The following is a 24,453-nucleotide window of genomic DNA, read 5'->3' on the forward strand; positions in this document are numbered from 1 at the left end:
CCGGCGCGGGCCTTTTCCGTTCGTACTCCGGTCGAAGCCCACGATGACCGGTATCGGATGATGCCGCGACCGGAGCCGTTGCATCGGCGTACCGGATACATGGGGCCATCCGCGCCATGACCCAGTTCCGCTACAAGGCGGTCAGTGCCGCCGGCGAGCTGCTGCAGGGACAGATGGAGGCCGCCAGTGTCGACGAGGTGGTGGGCCATCTGCAGGACCAGGGGCACACGCCACTGGAGGCGCAACCGGCCGACGCGGTCGGCGGCGGCTCCAGCCTGGCCGCGCTGTTCGCGCGTGGCCCGCTGGCGGGCGACCAGCTGGCGCAGTTCACCCACCAGCTGGCGACCCTGCTCGGTGCCGGCCAGCCGCTGGATCGCGCGCTGGGCATTCTGCTCGACCTGCCCGAAGGCGAACGCGCGCGCAAGCTGATCGAGCGCGTGCGCGACCGCGTGCGTGGCGGTACCCCGCTGTCGCAGGCGCTGGAGGAAGAGCACGGCGTGTTCCCGCGCCTATACATCTCGCTGGTGCGCGCGGGCGAGGCCGGTGGCTCGCTGGAGGAAACCCTGCGCCGCCTGGCCGACTACCTGGAGCGCGCGCAGCAGCTGCGCGGCAGCATCGTCAATGCGCTGATCTATCCGGCCTTCCTGATGGTCGGTGTGCTGGGGTCGCTGGTGCTTCTGCTGGCCTATGTGGTGCCGCAGTTCGTGCCGATCTTCCAGGACATGCAGGTGCCGATTCCGTGGATCACCCGCGCGGTGCTGGCGGTCGGCAACCTGATGCAGTCGTGGTGGTGGCTGATCCTGATCGTGCTGGTCGGCGGCGCCGTCGCCTGGCAGGCACGCATGCGCGATCCCTCGTTCAAACTTGCCTGGCATACCCGGCTGCTGTCGCTGAGGGTGGTCGGCCCATTGCTGGTGAAAGTGGAAACCGCACGCATTGCGCGGACGCTGGGTACGCTGCTGAAGAATGGCGTGCCACTGTTGTCGGCCCTGGGCATTGCCCGTCAGGTGACCGGCAACCGCGCGCTCGACGAAGCGCTGGGACAGGCGGCCGACCAGGTCAAGGACGGCGGCGGGCTCAGCCTGGCGCTGGCGCAGGCCAGGCTGTTTCCGCGCCTGGCGATCCAGATGGTGCAGGTGGGCGAGGAAGCCGGTCAGCTCGACAGCATGCTGCTCAAGGTGGCCGACACCTTCGACCTGGAAAGCCGGCGCAGCATCGACCGCCTGCTCGCCGCGCTGGTTCCGGCACTGACCATCGTGATGACCGTGCTGGTGGCGATCATCATGGCGGCGATCCTGCTACCCCTGCTCAACCTCACCAACAACATCCAGTAGCGCATTCTCAAGCCGTTCCGTCTCGATAGGGAGAAGCAACTCATGCAGCATCGGCAACCGCGTTTCGCACACCCGCACCGCCACCGCGGCTTCACCCTGCTGGAGATGCTGGCGGTGATCGTGCTGATCGGCATCATCGGCACGATCGTGGTGCGTCAGGTCGGACGCAGCGTGGACAAAGGCAAGTACGGCGCGGGCAAGGCGCAGCTGATCACGCTGGGCCAGGACATCGACAGCTACGCGCTGGACAACGGCTCGCCGCCGCCGAACCTGCAGGACCTGGTCAGCAGGCCGGCCAATGCGCCGAACTGGCAGGGCCCCTACGCCAAGCCCTCGCAGCTGAAGGACCCGTGGGGACACGCCTTCGGGTACCAGTATCCGGGCCAGCACGGCAGCTACGACCTGATCTTCTACGGCCAGGACGGCCGCCCCGGCGGCACCGGTTACAACGCCGACGTGGGCAACTGGCAATGACAGCCGGGATGCGGCAGCCGGCTCGGCGGGCCTACGCAGGCATGACCCTGCGGCAGCCGTCGAGTACCGTCGGGCTGCCGCGTCCCTTCGCATATCCGCGCACCCGCGGCTTCACCCTGCTCGAGATGCTGGCGGTGATCCTGCTGATCGGGATTGCCGCCGCGGCGACCGCGATCTCGGTGACCCATGGCCTGGCCAGCGCGCGCATCGATGCGGCCAGCAGCGAACTGGCCGCGGCGCTGCGTGCAACCCGGACCCAGGCCGTGGTGCATGGAGCCGAACGCAGTTTCGTGCTGGACACACGCAACGACAGCTATCACGGCGCGAACGGCCGTGAAGTGACCTTGCCGCGGGGCATGCGTGTGGGCATCACCAGCGCCAGCATGGACCAGGGCCGTGATGGCATCGCGCGCATCCGCTTCTTCCCCGACGGCAGTTCCACTGGGGGCCGCATCACTCTCGAAAGCGGTCGTCGCCAGTGGCACGTCGACGTGTCGTGGCTGACCGGCGGCGTGAGCGTGGTCGACATGGTGCCGAAATGACGCGTGCATCGTGCCGCGGTTTCACCCTGCTCGAAGTGATCGTGGCGATCCTGCTGCTGGCGGTGGCGTTCGCCGCGCTGATGCGGGTGGCGGGCGGTGCGATCGGACTGACGCAGCGATCGATCGCGCACGAGCAGGCGGCGATGTGGGCACGCAGCCTGCTCGACAGCCGGTTTGCGCTGAGTCCGCCGCGACCGGGCATCACCCAGGGGCGTTTCGGCGACGGTTATCGCTGGCGCTTGCAGGTGACGCCGTGGACGCCGCCGGGGGCACCTCCGCCGACGGGCATGCTGCGCCTCTACCGGCTGGATCTCGACGTGCTGTGGGGTTCCGCCGCCCGCCCGCAACAGGCGCATTTCAGCACCTTGCAGAGCGCTTTCGTCACGCCCGGAGCGCCGGTGCCATGAAGCGCATGGCCGGCTTCACCCTGCTCGAGGTGCTGGGCGCGCTGGTGCTGCTGGCGTTGCTGCTGCTGGGCGTGTATTCGGGTATCCACACGGCGACGCATACCGTGCGCGTGGGCGAGGCCAGAATCGGCCAGTTCGACCAGGTCAGTTCGACCCAGCACTTTCTGCGGCGCGAACTGGCGCAGGCGCTGGCGCAACCGATCGCGCACGACAGCCAGGGCCGGCCACTGTTCTTCAGCGGCGATGCGCACAAGATGCGCTTCGTGGCGCCGCTGCCCGGTTACCTCGGCCGGCTCGGTCCGCAACTGCAGCAGATCGAACTGGTGTCCGATGGCCATGGCGGCGAACGGCTGGAAGCGCGCTTTGCGATCCTGCCGCCCGACGGCAGTGCGCCCAGGCCGTTGGGCGATACGCAGGTGCTGCTGGACGGCATCCGCGGTGGCGGCTTCGCCTATCGCGGCGTGGACCGCAACGGCAAACCGGCAGCGTGGCGCAGCGATTGGCCCGACGGACATCGCATGCCGGCGCTGGTCGTGCTGCGGCTGAAGCTGGACGACGGCCGTGACTGGCCGCGGCTGGACGTGCCGCTGCGGGTGAGTGCGCTGGCCGGCGTGGGCGTCACCGATCCGCTGGGTGGTCTGCGTGCGCAGGGGGTGGTGCGGTGAGCCGGTATCCGTCGAGGTCGATGCATCACCACCAGAAGGGCGTGGCCCTGCTGGTGGTGATGTGGGCCTGCACGCTGTTGGCGATCCTGCTGGGTGGCTATGCCGCGATGGCTCGCACCGAAGGGTTGCAGGCGCGCTACAAGTTCGAGCAGACCGGCGCGCACTACGACGCCCAGGCCGGCCTGATGCGGGCGGTGTACGCCCTGCAGGCAGCCAATCCCGCCGATCGATGGGTTGCCGACGGGCGCAGTTACCGGTTCCGCTTCAATGGCGCCCAGATCAGCGTGTCCATCACCAGCGAGACCGGCAAGGTGGACCTGAACACCGCGTCGCCCCACATCCTGACGCGGCTGTTCCGCGTGGCCGGCGAGGCACCGGAGCAGGCCGCTGCGCTGGCCCAGGCGGTGGTGGCGTGGCGCAGCTTCGCTTTGAGCAGCGAACAGCGGCGCCAGCGCGCCGAACCGTATCTTGCCGCGGGCCGCAGCTATGGTCCGCGCTGCGGCCCGTTCGCAAGCGTGGAAGAACTGCAGATGGTGCTCGGCATGACCCCGGCGCTGTATGCCCGCATCGCACCCGACCTGACCATCTGGTCGGGCCGTCCACGCCCCGATCCGGCGACCGCGCCACTGCTGGCGCTGGCGTCGTTGCCGGGCATGACCCTGCAGCACGCGCGCAGGCTGATCGCGACCCGCCTGGCTGGGCAGTCCGGGCAGCCGGGCTTGGCCGTCGGTGGTGGCGTAACGCATAGTATCCGTTCGGTCGCGGTTCTGGCCGATGGCACGCGGGCGGTCCTGCGCGCCACGATCCGCACGCAGGGGGGGCGCCCGGGTTCGCAGGGTTTCGCGGTGTTGCGCTGGCAGGAGGGAGAGGGGGAATGAATTCCGCATCGCAGTCGCTGCGTCCGCAGCTCGAGCGCTTGCGCCGTGCCTGGCGCGGTTCGCCGCTGCCAGGCTTCTTCGCCTGGTGGGGGGGCGAGTTGCGCGGCATGTTGCCGGCACGCTGGCGCACGCTGTTCGGCAGTGGCGCGGTGTGGTGCCTGCTGCAGCACGAGGGCCGGCAGTGGACGCTGCGCCGTGACGGCGATGCTGCGGTACTGGCGCATTGGGACGAGGCGCAGGAAGCCGCCGCGCAGCAGGCGGCACTGGCCGCGGCGACCGCCGGCACCGACGTGCACGACCTGCGCCTGGCGCTGTGCCTGGCCCCCGACGCGGCCTTGCGCCGCCGCCTGTGGCTGCCGCTGGCCGCGCGGGACAACTTGCGCCAGGTCGGCGCTTTCGAGATGGACCGGCAGACCCCGTTCCGGGTCGAGCAGGTGTTCTACGACCTGCGCGAACTGCCGGACGCGGCTGCCGCGGGCCGCTTCCATGCCGAGCTGGTGGCCGTGCCACGCAGTGCCCTCGACCTGCAACTGCAACGCCTGCGCGAGGCCGGTATCGCGGTCGACGCGGTCGATCTGGCCGACGGTCCGCGTCGCCTCGGGGTGAACCTGTTGCCGCGGGAGCAGGCGCGCGTGCGGCGCGATCCGCGGCAGCGCCTGAACCTGGCGCTGGCGGCCGCGGCGCTGTTGCTGGTGCTGCTGTGCCTGGGACAGTGGCTGGGCAACCGCGAGGATGCACTGGCCGCGATGCAGGCGCAGGTGGACAGCATGCACGCGCAGGCGCAGCGGGTTGCGCTGTTGCGCCGGCAGTTGCAGGACAGTGCCGGTGCGGCCGGCTTCCTGGCACAGCGCAAGGCGCAGGCGGTATCGGTGCTCGACGTGTTGCAGGACCTCACCGCGCGTCTGCCCGACGACACCTGGCTGGAACGTTTCACGCTGGGCGACGGCGGGCAGATCGGCTTCCAGGGACAAAGCGCCAAGGCCGCGCATCTGGTCGACGCGTTGCAGGGCAGCCGCTGGATCGGCAACCCGGGATTCCAGGGGGTGATCCAGCGCGACCCGTCCAGCGGCAAGGAACGTTTCTACATGGTCGCGCAAGCGCTGAAGCCCGCACTCGCCGGGGCGAAACATGCCTCGCCCGGACAGGCGCGTCCGCCGGGAGGCACGCCATGAAGCTGAAGCCGATGAAGCCGCTGGAGCGTCGCATCGCGGCGATCCTGTTGCTGCTGCTGGCACTGGCGCTGGCTTACCTGGTGCTGCTGCACTGGTGGTTCGTGGCGCCGCTGCAACGCATCGACAGCAGCATGGACGACCTGCGCCTGACCCAGGCGCGTTACGCCAGCATCATCGCCGAGCAGCCGCAGCTGCGGAAACGCCTCGCTGAACTGGGCCAGGGCCAGGCAGACAGTCACGCCTTCCTGCCCGAGCGCGAGCCCAGCGCCGCCGCGGCGGGACTGATGCAGCGAGTGGTCGACGATGCCTCGGCGCATGCCCAGGACGGCACCTGCGAGGTCACCCAGAAGATGCCGGTGACCAACACCGACAGCCAGCACAACGAGCCGTACCGCCGCGTGGCGGTGAGCATCAGCCTGCGCTGCGGCATGCGTCCGCTGGTGGACCTGCTGTACACGCTGGAGCAGGGAACGCCCTATCTGTTCGTCAGCAACTTCAGCCTGTACCGCAACCCGGTTGCGGCGATACAGCACAAGGACGCGGCCCTGCTGGAAGTGCAGTTCACCCTTGCCGGCTATGTGCGTGGCGCGGTGTCGGCCACCTCGCCAGCGGACGCAACCGGCCGGGAGGGCACGCCATGAACGCGGCGAACCAGCGTCGTCTGACGCCTTGGCTGGTCGGTGCGGTGCTGCTGCTCGGCGCGGTCTTCGTGGTGCTGCTGTCGGGACTGGGCCGCGGCGTGCGCTGGCAGGCGCCACACCGCGCCGCGCCGCTGCCGCCGCTGCACCAGGCACCGTTGCCGCCACCGCCGCCGCTCGACAGTTACGCCACCGTCTGGCAGCACCCCTTGTTCAGCAAGGACCGCAAGCCATCGGCCGACGACGGCGACGGCGCCCGGGTCAGCTTGGGCGACCTGGAGCTCACCGGCATCATCATCACGCCCGGGCTGCGCATGGCCCTGCTGCGCGACAAGAGCGTCAGCGACAAGGATCACCCGAAGGAAGTGCGTGTGCGCGAGGGCGAGATGCTGCCCGACGGACGCTGGAAGCTGGTTGCGCTGGAACCCCGCTCGGTGGTGTTCGCCTCGACCACCGGCCGCACCGTGCTGAAGCTGCCGGCCGGTGCGCCGATCGATGCACCGCCGCCGGCGCATGCAGCCGCCGCGCCGCCACTCGCCGGGCGCGGGCCGATGCCGGTCAGCGGCCGTGCGCGTCCCTTGCCCGGCATGCCGCTGCGTGCCACTGGGCGTGGCCAGCCACCGATTCCCGCGCCTCCACAGGGCGTGGAGCTGCAGCGCATGCTTCGACTCAAGGCAGCCATTCTGAAACAACGCGCCCGGCAGCACCGGGCCGACGATGGAGATCATTGATTCATGTCACGTACGTTCATGCATCCGTTTCTTCGCGTCGGCGCGATCGCGCTGCTGGTCACGCTCGCAGGCTGCGCCACGCTGCCGCAACCGAAGGACAACGGCAATCTGCAGCGCGAGGCGATGGCCGGCACCGAGCTGCCGCCGCCCAAGCCGCTTCCCCTGAACAACAACAACGCATCGTCGGGCGGGACCGCGGCGACCACCGAGATCAGCCGCGGCAGTGGGCGCTTCATCCGGCCGCAGCCGCTGGCCCGCCCGCGCAAGGAGGCCAGTGGCAAGGGGGCGGTCACGTTCAACTTCGAGAACCAGCCGGTGCAGGCGGTGGTGAAGGCGATCCTGGGTGACCTGCTGAAGAAGAACTACACGATCGTGCCGGGTGTGCAGGGCAATATTTCCTTCTCCACCTCCGAGCCGGTCATGGCCAGCCAGGCGCTGCCGATCCTGGAAACACTGCTGTCGTGGACCAACAACGCACTGGTACAGCAGAACGGTGGCTACGTGGTGCTGCCGACCAAGGACGCGGTGGCCGGCAACCTGGTGCCCGGCCTGGGCGCGCCGGCACCGCAGGCGGGCCTGCAGGCCCAGCTGTTTCCGCTGCACTACATCTCCGCGACCGAGATGCAGAAGCTGCTGAAGCCGTTCGCGCGACCCGATTCGATCCTGCTGGCCGATGCCGCGCGCAACCTGCTGGTGCTGTCGGGCACACCGGATGAGCTGCAGGACTACGCGCGCACCATCCGCACCTTCGACGTGGATTGGCTGCGCGGCATGTCGGTCGGCGTGTTCAACCTGCAGCATGCGGGCGTGGACGACCTGATGCCGCAGTTGGAGAAGATGTTCGGGCCCAAGGGCGACACGCCGCTGGCGGGCATGCTGCGCTTCATCCCGATCAAGCGCACCAACGCCCTGGTGGTGATCAGCACCCAGCCGGCGTATGTGGACGAGGTCGGCGCGTGGGTCCGCAAGATCGACCAGGGCGGCGGCAACCAGCCCCAGCTCTACGTGTACGACGTGCGCAACATCAAAGCGTCGGACCTGGCCAAATATCTGGCCGAGATCTACACCAATGGCGCGGGTGCCAGCGGCGACAGCGGTGGCCAGGTCGGCCCCGGGCTGCGCTCGGGCACGCTGGGCCTTGGCAACAATGCCCGCGGCTCGGCCAGCGGCATGGGCAGCGGCGCCGGCAGCTTCGGCAGTGCCACCACCGGCGGTCTCGGCGGCACCTCGGGAATGACCGGTACCGGCAGCCGTCTCGGTTCCGGCGGGCAGGGCGGTTTCGGTGGCTCGGCCGGCAGCATTGGTAGCAGCTTCACCAGTGCGTCCAGCCAGGATCGTTCCTACAGTTCGCCTGACGGCAGCGTGAGGATCAGCTCGGTCGACGCGAACAACCAGTTGCTGGTGCGTGCGCGGCCATCGCAGTGGGCCGAGATCAAGGATGCGATCAAGAAGCTCGACAACGTGCCGCTGCAGGTGCAGATCGAAACCCGCATTCTCGAGGTGACCCTCTCCGGGCAGTTCCAGTTTGGCGTGCAGTGGTATCTGCAGGGGCTCACCGGCAGCACCACCAACAGCAACGGCACCATCACCCCGGGCGAACCGTACCGGCATCGCCAGATCGCGCTGGGTTCGGGCGGCAATACCTTCACCGGCCAGCCGTTCTTCTATTCGTTCCTCAACAGCAAGATGCAGGTGGCGGTGCAGGCGATGGAGAGCAGTGGCAATACCAAGACACTGTCCGCACCGTCGCTGGTGGTGCTCAACAACCAGACCGCGCATATCCAGGTGGGCGACCAGATACCGGTGAACGAAACCTCGCTGATCGGCCTGTCGGGCACCACCACGACGGCCAGCAGCGTGCAGTACATGGATACCGGTGTGATCCTCAACGTGCAGCCACGGGTGAATCCGGGCGGTCTGGTCTACCTGAATGTCGAACAGCAGGTGAGCACGCCTAGCGCGCAGAACGCGCAGGGCAACTACACCATCTCGCAGCGCGCGATCGGCACGCAGGTGGCGGTGCAGAGCGGGCAGACCGTTCTGCTTGGTGGCCTGATCGAACAGGACGATGGCACCACCAATACCGGCGTGCCGTGGCTCAGCCGCATCCCGGTGTTCGGCAAGCTTTTCGGCAGCACCGGCGACAGCCGCAAGCGCACCGAGCTGATCGTGCTGATCACGCCGAAGGTGATCCGCAACAGCGCGGACGCGCGCGCGATCACCGACGACTACCAGCGCGAATTCGAGTCGCTGGCGCCGCTGCGTGCCAAGCCCGGGACGACGACCGACAAGACGTCCGTGCACTGAACCGGCCGCGCCGTCCGGCCGGTAGCCGGGCGGCGCGGGATGATCGGCGGTATCGCCGTTATCATGCGCGGGCATGAAAACCGCCACGCCCTCGTTCCCGATCGCTCCCCTGTTGCCCGATATCCGCGCTGCGTTGGCGCAAGGGACGCGACTGGTGCTCGAGGCGCCGCCCGGCGCGGGCAAGACCACCCAGGTGCCGCTGGCCCTGCTTGATGCCGACTGGCTGGCCGGGGAGAAGATCGTGATGCTGGAACCGCGGCGCATCGCTGCGCGCTCGGCCGCGCAGTTCATGGCGCAGCAGCTGGGCGAGGCGGTGGGACAGACGGTCGGCTACCGCATCCGCTTCGAGGCGAAGGTCGGTCCGGCCACCCGCATCGAGGTGGTGACCGAAGGCATTCTCACCCGCCTGATCCAGGACGATCCGGAGCTGCGCGGCATCGGCGCGATCCTGTTCGACGAGTTCCACGAACGTCACCTGGCCGGCGATCTCGGCGCGGCGCTGGCGCTGGACGTGCAGGCGACGCTGCGACCTGAGCTGCGTCTGCTGGTGATGTCCGCCACGCTCGATGGCGAACGCATCGCGCAGTGGCTCGACGCGCCAAGGATCAGCAGTCCGGGACGCAGCTTTCCGGTACACGTCGTCCATCCGCCGGCACGGGTGCAGGAAACCCTGGAACATCAGCTGGCGCGCGCCGTGCGGCAGGCGCTGGCCGAGAACCCGGGCGATGTGCTGGCGTTCTTGCCCGGGCGTGGCGAGATAGTCCGGGCGCACTCGGTGCTGGAGCAGGCCTTCGCTGCCGAGGGTGCCGACCAGGCGATCGAGGTCGTGTCGCTGCACGGTGAACTCTCGCTGGCGGAACAGCAGCATGCGCTGGCGCCGGCCGAGCCGGGCTGCCGGCGTGTCGTGCTGGCCACCAACGTGGCCGAATCCAGCATTACCCTGCCGGGGATACGCGCAGTGGTCGATGCCGGCCTGGCGCGCGAGCCGCGCTTCGACCCGAGCTCGGGTTTCACCCGCCTGGAAACGGTGACGATCTCGCAGGCGTCGGCCGACCAGCGTGCGGGTCGCGCGGGCCGCGTCGCCGAAGGCACGGCCTATCGCCTGTGGCCGCAGAGCCGTCGGCTGGACGTGTCGCGCACGCCGGAGATCGTGCAGGCCGAGCTGTCCGGGCTTGCGCTGGAGCTGGCGGCATGGGGCATCACGGCGTCGGGTGGCGATCTGCCATGGCTCGATCCGCCGCCGGCCGGTGCGCTGGCGCAGGCGCGCGAGCTGCTCGTGGTTCTGGGCGCGCTGGAAACGGATGGACGGCTGACCGCACTGGGGCACGAACTGCTGACGCTGGGTGCGCATCCCCGGCTGGGGGTTGCCGCATGGCGCGCGGATGAGCCGCTGCGGCCGCTGGTCGCCGACCTGCTGGCGCTGATGGATGCACGCTCGCCGTTGCGTGGGGCGCAGGCGCGCAGCGACGACTTCCGGTTGCGGGTGGATGCACTGCATGCCTGGCGCGACCGGCGTGGCGGTGGCGCCGGCCGCAGCGCCGATAGCGGCGCGCTGGCGGCGATCGAGCAGGCCGCCAAGGGCTGGCGTCGACGCATGGAGGTCCGCAGTGCTGCCAGCGGCACGCCGGACAGCCATGCGGTCGGCGACCTGCTGCTGCACGCCTTTCCCGACCGGGTGGCGCGGCAGGACCCGTCGAACCCGCTGCGCTACACGCTCGCCAATGGACGCGGTGTGCGCCTGCACGAACAGACGGCATTGCTGGGCGAACCCTGGCTGGTGGCGCTGGATCTGCGTTTCGAAGCGCGCGACAGCCTGATCCTCGCAGCAGCCCCGTTCGATCCGCGCGTGCTGGAACGCGACTATCCGGCCCGCTTCACGCGCGAGCGCGTACTGCGCTGGAACGACGCACGCGATGCGGTGGAGGCGTTCGAGGAACGTCGCTTCGCCGCGATCGTGCTGGAGCGGCGCAGCGTGCCGGTGCAGCCGGAAGACGCGTTGCCGGCGCTGCTTGCAGCGATCCGCAGCAAGGGACTCGACGCCTTGCCGTGGAGCGATGCGGCGCGTCGCCTGCGACTGCGCATGCAGTCATTGCGTGCCTGGATGCCCGAGCTGGGCCTGCCCGATGTTTCCGACGACAGCCTGCTGGCGACGCTGGAAAGCTGGCTGGCTCCCGCCCTGCACGGCAAGCATCGGCTCGACGCACTGTCCGCCGATGCGTTGTCACAGGCTTTGGCGGCGCTGTACGACTACGCCCAGCGCCATGCCCTCGACACGCATGCGCCCGACGCATTGACGGTTCCCAGCGGCCAGTCGCGCCGGCTTGACTATGCGCCGGGCGAGCCGCCGGTGCTCGCGGTGAAACTGCAGGAGCTGTTCGGACTTGCCGACACACCGCGTATCGGTGGCGGTCGCGTGCCGGTGACGCTGCATCTGCTGTCGCCGGCAGGTCGGCCGATTCAGGTCACGCAGGATCTCAAGGGATTCTGGGAGCGCACCTATCCGGACGTGAAGAAGGAACTGAAGGGGCGCTATCCCAAGCATCCCTGGCCCGAAGATCCGTGGACGGCCACGCCCACGCATCGGGCCAAGCCGCGCGGTCACTGAGCAAAACCCGTGACGGCTTTCACTCGCTGCACGCAAAACGTTTCGTGTCTGTGCGGAGACAGCTGCCGAGAATGCGCCTTATGAAGGTCTTCATTTAGGCATTCATTCATTTAAAACGATTTTCTTGCGTGAGGCTTACTGGATAAGGCCGGAAAGCTTTCGCTGGGCTTACCAGTTGCAATGAAAATACTTTCTTCGGGCTGACGTGAGTGATTTATATGCTGCCGCGATCCGGTTTTTTTGCGGGTCGTTCGCAGTGGCTGGTGTCGATGCGATTTCGTGCGTGTGTCATGCGATGAATATGGCCTTGATTGTTCATAAGTGCATGTTTGATAAGTTCTTATATTGCCTTTCATGCAGGCATTGTCATGAAGTAAGGCATGCGCGAATGAATGCAATAAATAGTTTTGTATGATTATTTTGATCGATTTTCATCAAGCACATTCATTCGACCGATTTTCTGCGGCGGCGTGACCGTGTTCACTGCAATGCGGTCGTGTTATTGACGCTGCTGTTTTTTCAATTTAGGTTCGAATGATCCGTCGAGGGGTTAACTGGCGGATGATTCCGCAGCGGCAAGGGTGTCAGGGGTGCTGCTGGAGCGATGTCCCGTATCCCGGACTGCAGGATGGACCGGGGAAATTGCTACGACGGGTGCTCAGGGAATCCGTTAGCAGGCAACTTTGTTACATGGAGTCGCGCACGAGCGCGGCATGTTATTGCCACGGGGTCGCTGCGGCCGCGTAAGGGCCGTTCGTCCCCGAAAATCTTGGGGAGTTAGTCAATGTCGAATCGTTTTCGTCTGAAAGCGCTGACCGCAGCCATCGGTATGGCTGCGGCCATGACCTTGTGCACGGCGCCGGCCAGTGCCGCCGCCAGCAGCCAGGCCGCGTTGCACATCATCCGCAACGCCACCCGGCTGCATGCCGGCGACAAGGTGCTTGGCCTGTTGAGCCAGAGCCAGCCGATGAATGTCGCGGTGTCGCTGAAGCTGCGCAACAAGGCCGAGCTGGATGCGTTCGTGGCCGATCCGCACCACGCCAACCTGACGCCTGCGCAATTCATGGCCAAGTACGGGCCCACCAAGGCCAGTGCCCAGGCTGTCGCCAACTTCCTGAAAAAGGAAGGCTTCAAGGACGTGCACATCGCGGCCAACCGCCAACTGGTGACGGCATCCGGCCGTGCCGATGTGGCGGCCAATGCGTTCCATACTTCGTTCGTGCGCGTGCACACGCACGATGGGCGTGATGCCTACGCCACGTCCAGTGCGGTGAAGATTCCTGCGTCGCTGCAGAATACCGTGCTGGAGGTCATCGGCCTGCAGAACGTGCATGTCTTCCACGTGCTGCAGCCGGTGCACGTCGATGCCACCGGCTCGGCCACCGGGCACAACCCGACCGACTTCGCGACGATCTACGATGCCGGCAGCACGGCGACTGGTTCGACGGTCAATGTCGGCGTGATCACCGAAGGCAGCATGACGAACGTGCAGAGCGACTTCAGCTCGTTCCTGAGCCAGCACCCCAGCCTCGGCAGCATCCCGATGAATGTAGTGGCCGTGGATGGCGCGAGCAGCGACACCAGCGGCGACGGCGAGTGGGACCTGGACACCCAGGACATCGCCGGCATGTCCGGAGGCGTCAAGGCGTTCTATCTGTACGACACTTCGAGTCTGAATACGCAGCCGCTGATCGACGCCTTCAACAAGGCGGTGACGGACAATCTGGTCCGCGTGATCAACGTGTCCATCGGTGGTTGCGAGACGGGCTCGGAAACCAACGGCGCGGCCACCGGCGACAACATCTTCGAACAGGCCGACGCGCAGGGCCAGACCTTCTCTGTGTCCTCTGGCGACAGCGGTGCCGACGAATGCGGCAACGGCGGCATCACGCCGAGCTGGCCAGCGGACTCGCAGTATGTGGTCGCGGTCGGCGGTACCGAGCTGTATACCTCGGGGACCACCTGGACCAACGAGACGGTGTGGAACAACCTGAGCTCGAACGAAGGCGCCACCGGCGGCAGCCCGAGCACCTTCGAGGCACAGCCGAGCTGGCAGAAGAATGTCGGACAGAACGCGGGCAGCAGCTACCGCGGCGTGCCCGATGTGGCCTTCGACGCCAGTCCGGTATCGGGTGCCACGGTGATCGTGGACGGGGCGAACCAGCAGATCGGCGGTACCAGCCTGGCCTCGCCGCTGTTCGTGGGCGTGTGGGCGCGTACCCTGGCGACGGACTCGTCGCTGGGCTTCGCCGCGCCGCTGATCTATTCGGATGCGGCCAGCAACTATGCGACCGACTTCCATGACGTCACTTCGGGCAACAACAACGGCGAGACCGCCGCGACCGGCTGGGACTACTGCACCGGTTTCGGCTCGATCGACATCGCCAACTTCGTGAGTCACGTTGCCGGTAGCGGTAGTGGCTCCGGTGGCGGCACCGGCGGTGGCGGTACCAGCGGCAGCCCGGTCGCCAACTTCACCTACACCGCCAGCGGCCTCACCGCCAGCTTCACCGACAGCTCCAGCGACACCGGCGGCAGCATCAGCTCGTATGCGTGGACGTTCGGCGACGGCGGCACCTCGACCTCGGCCGACCCGAGCCATACGTATGCGGCAGCGGGCTCCTACAACGTGACCGAGACGGTCACCGACAGCACCGGCGCCACCAGCAGCAAGACCGAGTCGGTGACGGTTTCCAGCAGCAGCAATGGCGGCGTGTTCAGCAACAACACGTCGATGGTGATCAACGACAACGCCACCGTCACCAGCAGCATCAACGTCAGCGGCGAGTCCGGATCGGCGCCGAGCGCCCTCCAGGTGCACGTCAACATTACCCATAACTGGTCGGGTGACCTGGAGATCGTGCTGTACGAACCGAATGGCTCGTATGTGGTGCTGCGGCAGCCCGACTACAACAACGACGGCAACATCGACACCACCTATACGGTGAATGCCTCGTCGGTGCAGGGCAACGGCACCTGGAAGCTGGAAGTGATCGATAACGACCCGTGGTACTTCGGTGACTACGGCACGCTGAACAACTGGAGCCTGACGTTCTGATGGCATGGGGCGCGCAGGAATGCACGCCAGCTGTCTCCTCGCAATGAGGCCCGGCCACTGATGGCCGGGCCTTTCTTTTGTGTACAAAGCATGGATGACGGGCTTGTCGTGCGGGTGTTGCGTGCGACCATAGGCGGATGACTCAGCAATCTCCCGCACGCGTGGCCATTGTCGGTGGCGGACCGGCCGGACTGATGGCCGCCGAGACCGTGCGCGCTGCCGGCTACGACGTCGACCTGTACGACAGCATGGGCTCGCCGGGACGGAAGTTCCTGCTGGCCGGCAAGGGCGGGCTCAACCTGACCCATGGCGAACCGTTCGAACCCTTCGTACAGCGCTATGGCGGGCGTCGGGACGAAGTGGCGCGCTGGCTGCGGGTATTCGGTGCCGACGATCTGCGAGCGTGGGCGCATGGACTGAGCGTGGACACCTTCACCGGCAGTTCGGGTCGGGTGTTCCCGCGCGACATGAAGGCCGCGCCGCTGCTGCGCGGCTGGGTCCGGCGGCTGCATGCCCAGGGCGTGTGTTTCCACATGCATCACCGCTGGCAGGGCTGGACGGCCGACGGCGCCCTGCGTTTCGACACGGCGACCGGCGAACATTTCATCGCGACCGACGCGGTGGTACTTGCGCTGGGCGGCGGCAGCTGGCCGCAGCTGGGTTCGGACGGAAGCTGGGTGCCGGTGATGCGCGACGCAGGTGTGGCGTTGGCACCGCTGCAACCGGCCAACTGCGGCTTTGAGATCGACTGGAGCGAACACCTGCGCAGCCGCTTCGCCGGCACGCCGCTGAAGGCGGTGGTGGCCCACTGGACCAGCGCCGATGGCGTCGCGCGCGCGCGCCAGGGCGAATGCGTGCTCAGCGAGTACGGTATCGAAGGCAGCCTGATCTATGCGATCGGTGCGGATCTGCGCCAGCAGCTTGCGGCCGGCCGGGGCGGTGTATTACGGCTCGATCTGGCGCCGGGACGGCAGCAGGCGGAGCTGGCCTTGCGCCTGGGTGCGCCGCGCGGCAAGCACAGCCTGGGCGACTGGCTGCGCCGTCGTGCCGGGCTGGATGCGGTGAAGTGTGCGCTGGTGTTCGAGACGGCGGACAAGGCCACGCTGGCCGACCCGCAGGCGCTGGCCGCTTGGATCAAGGCGCTGCCCTTGCGCCTGCGCGCGCCGCGCCCGCTGGCCGAGGCGATCAGCACTGCGGGCGGCGTGCGGCTGGATGCGCTGGACGAGCGCCTGATGGTACAGGTCCGTCCCGGTGTGTTCTGTGCCGGCGAGATGCTTGATTGGGAAGCACCGACCGGCGGCTACCTGCTTACCGCCTGCTTTGCCAGCGGCCGGCTGGCGGCGCAGGGTGTGGTCGACTGGCTGAAGGAACAACGGCGCGCGCCTTGAGCGCGCGCGCCGGAGAACTGGTGATCGCTGCTCAGGAACGCAGGCCCACGCCGCGCTTCAGCAATTGCATCGCGACCAGCGCCAGCACCACCACGAACGCCACCATCACCAGCAGGGCGGTGCCGACGTGCACGTCGCTGATGCCCAGAACACCGAAACGGAAGGTGTTGACCATGTACAGGATCGGGTTGGCGCGCGAGATCGCCTGCCACGGCTCGCCCAGCATCTTGATCGAGTAGAACACGCCGCCCAGATAGGTCAGTGGTTGGATGACGAAGGTGGGTACTAGGGCGATGTCGTCGAATTTCTTCGCGTAGATCGCGTTGATGAAGCCGGCCAGGGCGAAGATGGTCGCGCCCAGCAGGATCGAGACCAGCGCTACCAGTGGGTGCACTATGTGTAGACGCGTGAAGAACAGCGCCACACCCAGTACGAGGGCGCCGACCGCCAGTCCGCGCGCTACCGCCCCGGTGACATAGCCGGCGAGGATCGTCCAGTTCGACATCGGTGCCACCAGCATCTCTTCCACCGAGCGCTGGAACTTGGAACCGAAGAAGGAACTGGAGATGTTCATGTAGCTGCTGTTGATCGAGCTCATCATGACCATGCCGGGTACTAGGAACTGCATGTATGGGAAGCCTTCAATGGTGCCGATGCGCCCGCCGATCAGCTTGCCGAAGATCACGTAGTACAGCGTGATGGTGATCACCGGCGGAATCAGCGTCTGCGTCCAGATGCGCAGGATGCGCACGATCTCGCGCCGGGCGATGGTGCGGTAGGCGACGAGGTTGGCGGCGAGGTTGCTGCTCATGCGGTGGCCTCCTTCGCGGCGGTGGCCTGGTTGTCGCGACCGCCCTCGACCAGGCGCACGAACAGTTCTTCCAGCCGGTTGGTCTTGTTGCGCATCGAGGTCACCGTGATGCCGTGCGCGGAGAGCCCCGCGAACAGCGAGTTGAGGTCATGCGTGCGGGGCATTTCCGCCTCCAGCGTGCGCTCGTCGACGCGGCGCAGCGCGATGCCGTCCAGCGTCGGCAGGCCATCGACCGGTGCGGCGGTGTCCAGCACGAAGGTTTCCACGTCCAGCTTGGCCAGCAGCGATTTCATCGTGGTGTTCTCCACGATGGTGCCGTGGTCGATGATGGCGATGTTGCGGCACAGCTGCTCGGCTTCCTCCAGGTAATGCGTGGTGAGGATCACCGTGGTGCCGGCGGCATTGATGCCGCTGACGAACTGCCACATCGAGCGGCGGATCTCGATGTCCACGCCCGCGGTGGGTTCGTCCAGGATCAGCAGCTTCGGCTCGTTCATCATCGCGCGGGCGATCATCAGGCGGCGCTTCATGCCGCCGGACATCTCGCGCGCCTGGCCGAAGGCCTTGTCCCACAGGCGCAGTTCCTTCAGGTACTTCTCGGCGCGGGCGGCGGCGACCTTGCGCGGGATGCCGTAGAAACCCGCTTCGTTCACGCAGATGTCGAACGGCTTCTCGAACTGGTTGAAGTTGATCTCCTGCGGTACCAGGCCGATCAGCTTCATCGCCTCGTTGCGCTGCCGGTTCACCGACACGCCGAAGATGCGCGCGTCGCCATCGCTGGCGTTGACCAGCGACGAGAGAATGCCGATCAGGGTGGACTTGCCGGCACCGTTGGGGCCGAGCAGGGCGAAGAAGTCGCCGGGTTGCACGGTCAGCGAGACGCCCTTGAGCGCCTGCACGCCGTTGCCGTAGGTCTTGCGCAGATTGTCGACGACCAGTGCGGGCGTCGTATCGGGGTGTGACTGGGACATGGGCTGCACCGGGAGGGCTGAGCCCTTTATTATACCGGGCTGTTTCCTGTCGTCTGGTTCCGCCGGACACACGCACCGTTTCCCGGGTAAATCATGGCCGACCACTTCCAGCTTCGTCTTGTCGACAGCCACATGCTGGCGCCCACCGTCCGTCACCTTGCCTTCGAGCGGGTCGACGGCCAGCCGCTGGCCTTCGTGCCGGGCCAGTTCCTGCAGGTCCATTTCCACTACGACGACGGCACCCCGACCAAGCGCAGCTACTCGGTGGCCACGGTGGGCGACGGCCAGTCGCCGGTACAGCGCATCGAGATCGCGGTGAGCTATGTGGAAGGCGGCGCGGCGACCGCGCTGCTGGGCGGACTGGAGGTCGGCGGCGAGATCGACGCCAGCGGCCCCTACGGGCGCTTCTGCCTGCAGGATGCCGATGTCCACCCGCGCTATCTGCTGCTGGCGACCGGTACCGGCGTCACGCCGTACCGGGCGATGCTGCCGAAGCTGGCACGGCTGCTGGCCGCTGGCGATCGCGAGGTGGTGCTGCTGTACGGTGCGCGCAGCGAGCAGGAACTGCTCTACGGGGCGGAATTCGAGGCTTTCGCCCAGGCCCATCCGGGCTTCACCTTCCACGGCTGTCTCAGCCGCCAGCCGCGTACCGAGCCGCGCCCGGACGATCGCGCCGGCCATGTGCAGGACGTGCTGGCCGAGCTGCAACCGCATGCGGACCGCGATATCGCCTATCTGTGCGGCAATCCGAACATGGTCGATGCTGCCTTCACCGCGCTGAAGGAATACGGCTTGCCGGTCGCGCAAATCCGGCGCGAGAAGTACATCTCGTCGCGCTGAGCTGAGCGCTTTTTCCCTGCTTCTGCAGGTCTGGACCCGCGAACGCCGCGCGTTCGGTGCGGGGCGTATCCGTATGGCTGTCGCTGGCCGGTCATGTTGCTGCCGGACCCTTGGTGTGGGTGGCGTTCCTGCCGGGATACATGAGTCGCTGTCGGCAGGTCAGCAAAACGTCAACTGCGTCACATTTTCGACGACCGACAAAATTCGGTCGCCATGTCTTTCCTGCTGATCACATCTTGATCACATACGCTGGAGTATCTCCTCGAAAAGCGCATAGCAGCGCCGATTGTGGCGGGTCCGAGGGACGGGGTCGTGCCGCAACGGCAGGGGAAACAGGGGCTTCCGGAAAGAAATTTAGTTGCCACCCGTCGCTAAAGCTAAACCTCCCACTGCCGACAAGCACGTTAAGCGTCCTTCTCATTTGCGGGCGCAGTAGGAGGCAGTATGAGCAGTTCGATTCGCCTAGCGATCGCAGCGTGCCTTGTCAGCGGGATGCTCTGTGCCATGCCGGCGAAATCCCAGGGTGGGCGGATAACCTTCAGTGGTGCCGTCGTGGTTGCGACCTGCACGGCACCGGCCGAGAGTGCGGCATTGTCCGCGGGAGCTGCATCGTCGGTGCACGCGTTCACTTGCGGTGGCGGTGTGACGCTTGCGAGTGCCTCGAATGCATCGACCTATGTGTTGTCGGTTGAGCATCTTGCCCCTGCGACCACCGTGGGCAGCCCTCTGCTGCACTATTACGCCGGCTACCTGGCGTCGGCCCATGTCGCCGATGCGACGATGGTCACACGCACGTACGAGTAAGCGAGTAAGCGTGTACACCCTGGCGGGTATTGCCGCCGCTAGGCCATCCCCGCGGGTGCTTCGAGCGCTGGTCCGCGTCACTGATAGTTGAGCGTGTAGGTGGCGACGCCTTTCACGGGGCCCGCCGAGATCGTGCTGCCGGTCTGGTAGTAACGGGCGTGAAGATCGATGTTGTAATTGCTCGACGAGGTCACGCCACTCTGGATGGCTGTACCGAAGGTCACCGGCGTGCTGTCGTTCGCCTGTAGGATCTGCACTCCGATACCGCTTGCGTAGCCCGACCCTGCCGGAGCGATTACGCCGGTGGCACCGGCCTGGGGGCTGCTGGTATTGAGAGTGATGAATACCCCCAGGTTCGAGGGGCAGTTGGTCAGCTGCAGGCTGAATGGCGTATCACCGGTGGTCGAACCTGGCCCCGAAAGCTGTGTGGTGGCGATGCTCGGCAGTACCACCGTCTTGTTCACCGAACCGGAATCGATATCGCAGGTCGGCACCTGGATCAGGATGGTGGCGTTGATGTTGAACGTTTCCACCGGCTGGGCGCTGACATTGCTGTAGCAGCCCTTGTAGTCGCCCCTACCGTTCACGCGCGGGTTGCTGCAGATGTCGATCTTCCACTGCGAGAGCTGGCCGGTCAGGCTGCTGTTGTTCGGCGGCAGGTACGGTCCGGTATAGACCAACTGCAGATTGGACGCCACGCTGAAATTGTAGTTGCCGCTGGCCGTGGGATAGTTCGGATACAGCGCCAGATAGTTGCTGGTATCGGGGTGCGGCAGGCGATAGGAAATGCCGGGAATGCCGGTGGGAATCAGCGTGTCGTTGCCATTGACCGGCGTTGACGCGGCAATGGTGTTGACGATGCCGCCGTTGGTGTTGCTGTCGCATGCGAGGTCGGGCGGATTGGCCGGGCTGGCCGTGCTCGACGTCCATAGCACCGTGCCGACCTGCGTGCTGGGCGTCAGCGTGATGGTGCCCGCATTGAAGGTGACGTTCGTTGCGCTTCCCGACGTAAACCAGCATGTCGCCCTGGCCGTATGCGGCACCATGGCCAGGCCGATCAGCAACAGGCTGGCGAGCAGCAGGCCAAGTGCACGACGTGTGGACAGTGCGCCTGTACGCAGCGTGGCGGTCGAGGCTGCAGATGTGGATACGTGCATGTCATGGCCTCGTGCATCGATAAACAGGCGGTGCCCGCGAGCTGCGGGCTCGGGTGTGTGTCGTGCGCGCATCGAAGTCACGGTCGCTGTCATGGCGCGTTGATGCCATGTGGTGTCGACGCGCCACCTGCCGCGGAACAGGCGGCGTCGATGACCGGGTGCGCCTGTGCGCCGCGACCCTGCGCAGGAATGGTGTAGCTGAAGCTGCAGGTCTGTGCGGCGCCTTGCGGATTCTGCCATATCGCATGCAGCTCGCCGGCCTGCTGCGCAACCCGCAGCAGGGTCAGGCCGCCCTGGCCCACGGTGCCGATGGTCTGGCCTTTCGCATTCTGTACCCGGGTTCCGAAGGGCAGAGCCTTACCGTCTTTGGCATGGATGCGGGCAATCAGGGCGCGGCCGTAATGGCTCTTGAAGTCGACCAGCACCACGGCGCCGGCGTAGGGCGCGACGCTGGCGCTGGTGGAGTCCAGCTGCACACCCAGCGGCATGCCCTGCGGATCGATCCGGATGGTGTCGAGTTCGTAGGGCGTGAGGTACGGCACCAGCGCATAGCCGGCGTGATCGATCTTGAGGCCAGTCGCATTGGTGATGTGCGCACCGGCTGCGCCGGGCACGTGCACCAGCGCCACGGTATCCCCGGTCGGTTGGCCGAAGGTGATGCCGCCGGCATGCGCGAGTACGGCGCCGCTGGCATTGAACGATGCCTGCGAGTAGCCGCTGCCGTGGCCCAGGCTGGCATTGAGCGTGGCATACGGACCGTTGTAGCCCGCATTCACGCTGTAGGCATTGTTGCCGCCCTGGCTGTGCGAGGCGGTTGCGCCGTAGGTGTACTGGTTCCACTGGCCCAGCGTGCCATTCAGCGTGGCCTGCTGCTGCGAGCCGGTGTTGTCGTCGTGATTGACGTTGAACGAGATGCTCGGCGCGTGGGTCGAGCTGCCCAGCGGCAGGCTCGCATTGAAGAAGACCTGGTTGTCGTAGCCGCCGGACTGCGTGCGCCCGCGGCTGATCGACACGCCCCAGGACAGGCGGTGGAAGTGGTTGTTGTAGCCGACCTGGAACTGGGTATCGCGCCCGTTGCTGTTCCAGTAGTCATTGATCGAGGCGTTGGCGTACAGCGAGCCCCCGTCCTGGCCAATCTGCTGGCTCAGGGTGAGGCTGAAGCGGTTGCGCTGCTGCAGCAGACCCTGGGCCGTGTACAGGTTGTTATTGCTGTAGGTGGTGCCATTCAAGGCCGCGAGCTGTGCCTGGGTGAGCAGGCTCTGCACCGGCACGCCGTCGATCGTCTGCACGTTGGACGGCAGGTACTGCAGCGCATTGAGGCCGCGGCGCGCGTAATCGCGTGCAGCCATCGCGTCGGTCAGGCTGAGGAAGCCGCTGGTGGAATAACGGTCGGCGGCCACGCTCAGCGAGGTGCGGGTTTCCGGAATGATCTTGCTGTAGGTGATACGGACGCTCTGGCCGTTGTGCGAACCCTCGCCCGGGATGCTGGTGTGCGCCTGGGTCAGGTCCAGGGCCAGCGCGCCGTAGCGCGTGTTGACGGCGCCGCCGACAAGGGCTGCCGCATAGCCCGAAGCCCCCTGCACGCCGGCATAGCCGGTGAAGCGGTTGCTGAAGCCGTGCTGCACCGCCGCCTGGATCACGCCGGGCTTGCTCTGCAGCGTGGTATCGCGCAGCTGGCCTGCGGCGATGTCGAAGCGGGTGATGCCGGCGCGCATGAGCTGCGCGACCGAGGCATACGGGATGGTGAAGCTGTGCTGGCGCCCGTTGGCTTCGGTCACGGTCACCACCAGGTCGCCGCCGTAACCGGTGGGGTACAGGTCGTTGATGACGAACGGGCCGGGGGCGACGGTGGTCTGGTAGATCTGCACCCCGTTCTGGGTCACCGTGACCTTGGCGTTGGTATAGGCGATGCCCCGCACCACCGGTGCGTAGCCGCGCATCGACTGCGGCAGCATGCGGTCGTCGGTGCCCAGCTGCACGCCGCGCAGGCCGTAGCTGTCGAACACCGAGCCATCGGTATGGCTGTCGCCCACGGTCAGCACGGAGCGCCACGCCGGCAGCGCACGCTGCACGTAGGTGTCGATGTTCTGCCAGTGACGCTGGCTGGCCCGGCTGCCGCTGGCCGACTGCCAGGTGACGGTGCTGTTCTGGCGGAACTGCCACAGGCCGATGTTCAGGCCGGAGCGCAGGCCGAGATAGGTGCTGGTCTGGCTCAGACCGCCGCTGCTGGTGTGGTAGCTGTTGAAGTTGTAGTTGAGCAGGAAGGCCGGAATGCCGGCGTCCCACGACGACGGGCTGACCCATCCGCGCGGTTTCTGGTTCATGTAGGCCTGCGGCACCGTTGCGTCCAGGCGCAGGGATGGCATGTCGAACGTGGCCTTGGCGCCGGGGATCAGCTCACCCAGGGTCACGCAGGCATCCGCGGATTGCAGTCTCGCGGCCGCGGCTGCTGCCGTTGCGGACGCAGCGGGGGACAGGCCCATGCGACCGAGCAGGTCGGTGCTGATGCAGGGAACGGCGCTGGCATTGGCGGAAGGTGCGGCGAAGCGCACGTCCAGCCGGCCGACCCAGGCACGGTTCAGGTACACGTCCAGGTTGTAGATGCCTGGCAGTACCGGGTTGCCGTGTTCGAAACGGCTGATGTCGGCCGTATCCTGTCCGCCACCGGCCAGCATGCTGCGGTCGAAATCGGCGAAAGCGCCGCTCGCGTCCGCGCCTGCCGACGCGCCCGCTGCCGCCGCCCACGCCGCATGCGGCCAGCCGCATGTCACGGCCAGCGCGATGCCGCACGCAGCCGCAAGCGCGGCGCGGCGCATGCGTGCGTCGCGGCAGGTGGCGGAACGGGCTTTCATTGCGTGACGATGGCCTTGTGGACGTCGCCCGCGCCGTAGTCGTCAATGGTGGTGAAGGTCACCGCTGTACCACTGGCCAGCGCATGGTCCAAGTCCTTCAGCGGCAGGCGCAGGTCGCCGAAGGGGGCGACCATGCCGCTGGCACCCGGGACGGGTTTTGCGTTCGTGCCGAGCGAGAGCCTGCTGATGGTGATGTAGTACGGCGTGGGGTTGTGCACGTCCAGCGCGGCACCAGGGCCAGGGGCGGGCTTGAAGCCGAGCTTGTCCGGAGCCTTCATCGCGTCGCCGGGCAGGTTGGCCGGGCGATAGAACAGCTTCAGCCGCGAACGTACCGCAAACTGCAGCGTGTTGCGGCCGGCGTACTGCTGGCCACTGGGTTTCGGTGGAATCTCCAGCACGTTCAGCCAGAACAGCGACTCGCGATCGGTCGGCAGCGGCTTGGCGCTCTGGGTGTAGAGGATGCGCAGGCTCTGGTCCTTGTGCGCATCCATGCGGAACAGCGGCGGCGTGATCAGGAACGGGGTGCTGACGCTGTTCGGTGTCGAATTCATGTTGCCGGTATCGATCCAGGCCTCGACCAGGGACGGCTTGTCGCCCTCGTTGGTCAGGCGCACGGTGACCTCGCCCTGCTGGGCCGGAAACACCACCCGGGTTCCGCCGATGACGACCGATGCACGGGCGCCGGCAGCGAACAGGCAGAAGGCAAGCAGGCCTGCGCCCAGGGCGAGAAGGAGGTTTTTCATCACGGATCCGGTAACTGGATGGAAGGTTGCGGCAGGTCGGAGAGCCATGTCGCGGCAGGGTGTGCCTGCCGCGGCA

General features: G+C 66.8%; 20 protein-coding genes. 15 read left to right on the forward strand and 5 right to left on the reverse strand.

What is annotated here, in order from left to right; genetic code table 11:
- The first annotated feature begins 116 nt into the window (after positions 1 to 116).
- From gspF to RA164_RS01800, 13 genes are all read left to right on the forward strand, one after another.
- Positions 117 to 1,334 (forward strand): type II secretion system inner membrane protein GspF, encoded by a 1,218-nt coding sequence (gspF, locus tag RA164_RS01740; protein ID WP_329742262.1) that lies wholly within the window; start codon positions 117 to 119, stop codon positions 1,332 to 1,334.
- Between the two features lie 42 nt (positions 1,335 to 1,376).
- Entirely contained in the window at positions 1,377 to 1,808 is a 432-nt protein-coding gene (gene gspG, locus RA164_RS01745; RefSeq protein WP_329742263.1) for a type II secretion system major pseudopilin GspG, read from the forward strand.
- A gap of 125 nt (positions 1,809 to 1,933) precedes the next feature.
- Complete coding sequence (locus tag RA164_RS01750) at positions 1,934 to 2,350, forward strand: GspH/FimT family protein (RefSeq protein WP_412731083.1); 417 nt, start codon at positions 1,934 to 1,936, stop codon at positions 2,348 to 2,350.
- A complete protein-coding gene (locus tag RA164_RS01755) occupies positions 2,347 to 2,757 on the forward strand; it encodes a prepilin-type N-terminal cleavage/methylation domain-containing protein (RefSeq protein WP_329742265.1) in 411 nt (136 codons plus the stop codon). Before RA164_RS01750 ends, RA164_RS01755 begins: the two co-directional genes overlap by 4 nt.
- Positions 2,754 to 3,422 (forward strand): prepilin-type N-terminal cleavage/methylation domain-containing protein, encoded by a 669-nt coding sequence (locus tag RA164_RS01760; RefSeq protein ID WP_329742266.1) that lies wholly within the window; start codon positions 2,754 to 2,756, stop codon positions 3,420 to 3,422. The genes RA164_RS01755 and RA164_RS01760 overlap by 4 nt, the downstream gene beginning before the upstream one ends.
- A 20-nt stretch (positions 3,423 to 3,442) precedes the next feature.
- A complete protein-coding gene (locus tag RA164_RS01765; RefSeq protein WP_329742267.1) occupies positions 3,443 to 4,300 on the forward strand; it encodes a type II secretion system minor pseudopilin in 858 nt (285 codons plus the stop codon).
- Entirely contained in the window at positions 4,297 to 5,472 is a 1,176-nt protein-coding gene (locus RA164_RS01770; RefSeq protein ID WP_329742268.1) for a PilN domain-containing protein, read from the forward strand. The genes RA164_RS01765 and RA164_RS01770 overlap by 4 nt, the downstream gene beginning before the upstream one ends.
- Positions 5,469 to 6,113, forward strand: coding sequence for a type II secretion system protein GspM (gene gspM / locus RA164_RS01775; RefSeq protein WP_329742269.1), 645 nt, complete (start codon positions 5,469 to 5,471; stop codon positions 6,111 to 6,113). Before RA164_RS01770 ends, gspM begins: the two co-directional genes overlap by 4 nt.
- Positions 6,110 to 6,841 (forward strand): hypothetical protein, encoded by a 732-nt coding sequence (locus tag RA164_RS01780; RefSeq protein WP_329742270.1) that lies wholly within the window; start codon positions 6,110 to 6,112, stop codon positions 6,839 to 6,841. The genes gspM and RA164_RS01780 overlap by 4 nt, the downstream gene beginning before the upstream one ends.
- Before the next feature lie 3 nt (positions 6,842 to 6,844).
- A complete protein-coding gene (gene gspD, locus RA164_RS01785) occupies positions 6,845 to 9,148 on the forward strand; it encodes a type II secretion system secretin GspD (RefSeq protein ID WP_329742271.1) in 2,304 nt (767 codons plus the stop codon).
- Positions 9,149 to 9,221: 73 nt separating this feature from the next.
- The gene (hrpB, locus tag RA164_RS01790; RefSeq protein ID WP_329742272.1) at positions 9,222 to 11,753 is read left to right on the forward strand and encodes an ATP-dependent helicase HrpB; all 2,532 of its coding nucleotides are present in this window, start codon (positions 9,222 to 9,224) and stop codon (positions 11,751 to 11,753) included.
- Between the two features lie 784 nt (positions 11,754 to 12,537).
- The gene (locus RA164_RS01795) at positions 12,538 to 14,811 is read left to right on the forward strand and encodes a protease pro-enzyme activation domain-containing protein (protein ID WP_329742273.1); all 2,274 of its coding nucleotides are present in this window, start codon (positions 12,538 to 12,540) and stop codon (positions 14,809 to 14,811) included.
- Between the two features lie 137 nt (positions 14,812 to 14,948).
- Entirely contained in the window at positions 14,949 to 16,199 is a 1,251-nt protein-coding gene (locus RA164_RS01800; RefSeq protein WP_329742274.1) for a TIGR03862 family flavoprotein, read from the forward strand.
- 31 nt (positions 16,200 to 16,230) lie between these two features.
- Here the strand turns inward: RA164_RS01800 and RA164_RS01805 are convergent, their stop codons facing one another.
- Both RA164_RS01805 and RA164_RS01810 read right to left on the reverse strand, forming a co-directional pair.
- Entirely contained in the window at positions 16,231 to 17,010 is a 780-nt protein-coding gene (locus RA164_RS01805) for an ABC transporter permease (protein ID WP_329742275.1), read from the reverse strand.
- Positions 17,007 to 17,981: an ABC transporter ATP-binding protein gene (locus RA164_RS01810; RefSeq protein WP_329742276.1), complete on the reverse strand. Its 975-nt coding sequence runs from the start codon at positions 17,979 to 17,981 to the stop codon at positions 17,007 to 17,009. The genes RA164_RS01805 and RA164_RS01810 overlap by 4 nt, the downstream gene beginning before the upstream one ends.
- Before the next feature lie 93 nt (positions 17,982 to 18,074).
- Here RA164_RS01810 and RA164_RS01815 point away from each other — a divergent pair, with 93 nt between their 5' ends.
- Positions 18,075 to 18,821: an FAD-binding oxidoreductase gene (locus RA164_RS01815; protein WP_329742277.1), complete on the forward strand. Its 747-nt coding sequence runs from the start codon at positions 18,075 to 18,077 to the stop codon at positions 18,819 to 18,821.
- A gap of 444 nt (positions 18,822 to 19,265) precedes the next feature.
- The gene (locus tag RA164_RS01820) at positions 19,266 to 19,625 is read left to right on the forward strand and encodes a hypothetical protein (RefSeq protein ID WP_329742278.1); all 360 of its coding nucleotides are present in this window, start codon (positions 19,266 to 19,268) and stop codon (positions 19,623 to 19,625) included.
- Between the two features lie 77 nt (positions 19,626 to 19,702).
- Here the strand turns inward: RA164_RS01820 and RA164_RS01825 are convergent, their stop codons facing one another.
- The 3 genes from RA164_RS01825 to RA164_RS01835 form a co-directional block, all read right to left on the reverse strand.
- On the reverse strand, positions 19,703 to 20,782 hold the full coding sequence (locus RA164_RS01825; protein ID WP_329742279.1) for a fimbrial protein: 1,080 nt from the start codon (positions 20,780 to 20,782) through the stop codon (positions 19,703 to 19,705).
- Between the two features lie 89 nt (positions 20,783 to 20,871).
- Positions 20,872 to 23,634 (reverse strand): fimbria/pilus outer membrane usher protein, encoded by a 2,763-nt coding sequence (locus RA164_RS01830; RefSeq protein ID WP_329742280.1) that lies wholly within the window; start codon positions 23,632 to 23,634, stop codon positions 20,872 to 20,874.
- Positions 23,631 to 24,377, reverse strand: a complete 747-nt coding sequence (locus tag RA164_RS01835) for a fimbrial biogenesis chaperone (RefSeq protein WP_329742281.1) — start codon at positions 24,375 to 24,377, stop codon at positions 23,631 to 23,633. The genes RA164_RS01830 and RA164_RS01835 overlap by 4 nt, the downstream gene beginning before the upstream one ends.
- Positions 24,378 to 24,453 lie beyond the last annotated feature (76 nt).

Origin of the sequence: Dyella sp. A6 (assembly GCF_036320485.1) — a bacterium.
In the GTDB taxonomy this organism is placed as follows: Bacteria; Pseudomonadota; Gammaproteobacteria; order Xanthomonadales; family Rhodanobacteraceae; genus Rhodanobacter_A; species Rhodanobacter_A aluminiiresistens.